At 53.0% G+C, this 2741-nt stretch carries 1 protein-coding gene and 1 pseudogene; both read right to left on the minus strand.

Annotation, left to right across the window (positions count from 1 at the left end; genetic code table 11):
* A pseudogene (locus AC0L26_RS28080) lies at positions 1-1203 on the minus strand (OmpA family protein); the annotation flags it as partial.
* A gap of 7 nt (positions 1204-1210) precedes the next feature.
* A complete protein-coding gene (locus tag AC0L26_RS28085) occupies positions 1211-1876 on the minus strand; it encodes a hypothetical protein (RefSeq protein WP_473635489.1) in 666 nt (221 codons plus the stop codon).
* Positions 1877-2741 lie beyond the last annotated feature (865 nt).

Raw genomic sequence — 2741 nt, forward strand, 5'->3', positions numbered from 1 at the left:
TCCGGACAACAGCGACTGCGGGTCGGCGGCAAGCGGGTCTCTCAGGCCGGCAATATAGAATTGGCCATCGCGCATTTCTTGTTCGGCAACGATAATGCCCGGCTGGGTACTCAGCCGCGACACATAGGCCTGCCAGCGCTGCCCGGATTGCCAGGAAAGAAAGAGCCAACCGCCTGCCGGAATCAAAACCAGCAGGACTGCAGCCACCACCAACCACGGAAATCCCTGGTTTGATTCCTCCTGCTTCAGTTCAACGCAGGTCTGCAACTGCGTCTCTATGCCGGCCAGCTGCGAACTGTCGCCGTCAAACTCCTCTAAAGCCTGTGAGCATTCATCATGGATGCGAAGCAACACATCGCGAATTATTTCATGTAATTCCTCTGGCGGATTTCCCCGGATCACCGCGACCAAGGTCGCAAACGGTCCAACTTCCGACCAGAGGCGAAGCTCCCCGAAACGGATAGTGTCCAGGCCGCTCTGTTCTTTCTCGTTAAATGAATCTTTTACAAAATCTTGAATTGCACTAAGCATCGAAGAAATGAGTTGCGGATCTTCGCTTGTAGCATTATCGGCAGTTACATGCGCTATCAAAAGCCCGGAATTTCGGTTAATGAGAAAGACATGTTCTACACGATAGACAAGTGAATGCTTAAGAACAACTTCTGAGAAGCTTGCGCCAGTTCTCCAAGCTTCAAATCTCCACTTGAGCCCATGCCAGGTAAATATATGTCTTAAAGTTTCATTCAGCGACTGAAAGGTCTGATCGATCTTTTCCCCGATCGACTTGCGAATTGCCGGCAGAAACACCGGGTATAATATATCCGTAAGCGTACGCGGGCTCTTCTGGATGGACCGTTGCACGGCCCTCTCGACAGCTGGCGCAAGGGCCTCGCCGAGTTGCGCATAAGGCGCACGTGCGGCTGCACTGGGGAGAACACCCCCAACTGCAGACGCAAGCTGCTCAGGTTCGTCGAGCAGGTGCGTAACTCGTGAAAGCTCCGAAATCTCGCGGCCGACCAGCAACTGGCGCAGCGTTGCCATGCGAGGATCGGCGGTTGGAACTCCGTCGAAACGCGCGCGATAGTCCGGATCAACGTTCCGAGCAATTTCGACCAAAAGACTAGCCAGAGCCTCGCGATCAATCTCTGTATCGTTCGAAGCTGCTTTTTGAGCAAGGCTGATTGGGTCGACGGTCGACGTCAAGTTCCGATCAACTCACTTTCCAATTACGTTCCGAGTTGCTCTTGCTGCCTACGGGATCCTGATTTAGACATTTTGCAACCTCGACAAACAGGCCAGCCAAAAGATTTCGGTCGGTCTTGACGTTGCTGAGATCGGAAAACATCTTCTCCATTACCATCTGAATGGTTTCATTCTTTTGCTTGATTTCCTCACGCAGCGATTGGTCGCTTCGATTTATCCGGTCCGCAACTTCGCGCTCAAGCTCGCTCAATTGATCCGACAGCGCGCGCACCTGCTTTTCAAGCGCCTGATTTTGCTCGCGAAGATTCCGGTCAATCTCCTTGTCGGCCTCGGCTCGTGCATCTTTTTCGTTCCGCAATTGCCCCGCAAGCGATTCGACCTGCTTCTTTGCATTTGACTCGTACATTTCAAGATTGCGCTTGGCCTCGGATTCGACATCCTTGAAGCGCTGCAAGAACCGTTCTTCAAGCTTGGAAAAACGGCGGTCATAGTCCTGCATCTGGTTGCCGAACAGCAGATCACGTATCTTGTCGACACCTACAGCGTCGCCGGGGCCTCCGCTCTCGCGAGCCTGGGCCGCCATGAAGGCCAGCCCGTTTCCGTCTGCATTACCTATCAGATTTACGTCCGCTTTATTTGCTGGAGAAGCGCTATTCGAAGATTCCTTGGCCATCCTTATGCCCCTTCTTTTGAACAACTGCCACAGTGCGAAACTCAGAAACGAACAAGAATGTCAGCAAAATACCCGGCTCGCAAGCCGGAATCTTCTTGGCTTAAGCCAATTCGCGCGTCCCTTTTACATCTCGTAGACTAGCAGAAAATAAACCAGTTCCAAATGGTGTAGCTTTCGTATCTCTTATTATAGCGTCATAATCGGATAATCTAATCGGCGATTGGACGAAATCTACTATCGAAATGAGGCAATACAATATCAGGCTATAGCTACTGGAGCGCAGTTAAGTAGCGCAGACTCATTAGGAATATCTAAATTAGATGACATGGCGGTACGCATACTGCCTCGCATCCGGCTGTATACTGCGACGATCAGCTTCCGATGCGGGCCCAACGGTAGAAGGAAGGTGTGCTTTCGCACGGAGAATGGCTGTTCGAGAGTGCGCCTCGGTATCGAGGCATTTCGGTCGATAGGAGGGGAGCAGTAGCCCCGACAACTGCAGTCATTCACACCAAGCTTCCGTGGGCTTGCTTTATTGCGCCCCGATTGCAAAGGGCGTCGGTTTGCCATAGCTATTTCACTCGTACGGCGCCAGGGACCGCAGCTTGTGGTCATGGCGCCGATTCCGGGGATCGACATGAGTTTGCGGCGTGCTTGCTTTGACGTGCATCTGGGACAACTGGCGCCCAAGCTCGGCGGCACGGATGCGAATGCTGCGCCAGGCTTCCAATATCGGTATCACGACAGGAGCAAGCTCCCTTTGCTGCCAAATAGTGGCGTCGCGGCGGCTCGCAAGAGTTCGCAGGAGACTGTTTGGACGCAGCGTCCCTGAGGACCGTTTCCTTTGGCAGGAGATCGCCGGCTA

The sequence above is a fragment of the Mesorhizobium sp. WSM4823 genome, assembly GCF_055811195.1.